At 70.1% G+C, this 726-nt stretch carries 1 protein-coding gene; it reads right to left on the reverse strand.

Annotated elements, in window-relative coordinates:
* The coding region (locus IEZ20_RS39415) for a ribonucleotide reductase barrel domain-containing protein (RefSeq protein ID WP_506004973.1) at nt 1–726 on the reverse strand (726 nt) is incomplete at both ends.

Below are 726 nucleotides of genomic sequence, written 5' to 3' on the forward strand. Positions count from 1 at the left end.
GGGGGATCTCCCAGGCCGTGCGGTACAGGGCGCGGATCTCCTCCGGGATCCACAGGAACTGCTGGACGGAGCCGTTGGAGTCGCGCAGGGCCTCGCGGGTGCGGGCGTCCCAGACGCCGAGGTCCTTGAGGTCCTGGACCAGGTAGGAGTTGACCTGGAGGAACTCACCGGAGAGGGTCTCGCGCTTGAACAGGTTGGAGACCTGCGGCTCGATGCACTCGTACACCCCCGCGATGGACGCGATGGTGGCCGTCGGCGCGATCGCGAGGAGCAGCGAGTTGCGCATGCCCGTCTCCGCCACGCGCCTGCGCAGGGCGTCCCAGCGCTCCGGCCAGGTCAGGTCGGTGTCGTAGTGGTCGGGGTGGAGGATGCCGCGGGCGGTGCGGGTCTGGTCCCAGGCGGGGAGGGGGCCGTTGCGTTCGGCGAGGTCGGTGGAGGCCTCGTAGGCGGCGAGCATGATGCGCTCGGCGATCCGGGTGGACAGGGCCTTGGCCTGGGGGGAGTCGAAGGGCAGGCGCAGCTTGAAGAAGACGTCCTGCAGGCCCATGACGCCCAGGCCGACGGGGCGCCACTTGGCGTTGGAGCGGCCGGCCTGTTCGGTGGGGTAGAAGTTGATGTCGACCACGCGGTCGAGGAAGGTGACGGCGGTGCGGACGGTGTCGTCCAGCCGTTCCCAGTCGATGTCCGCGGCGGTGGTGTCGACGAAGGCGCCGAGGTTGACGGAGC

The sequence above is a fragment of the Streptomyces cinerochromogenes genome, from assembly GCF_014648635.1.
Taxonomy (GTDB): domain Bacteria; phylum Actinomycetota; class Actinomycetes; order Streptomycetales; family Streptomycetaceae; genus Streptomyces; species Streptomyces cinerochromogenes.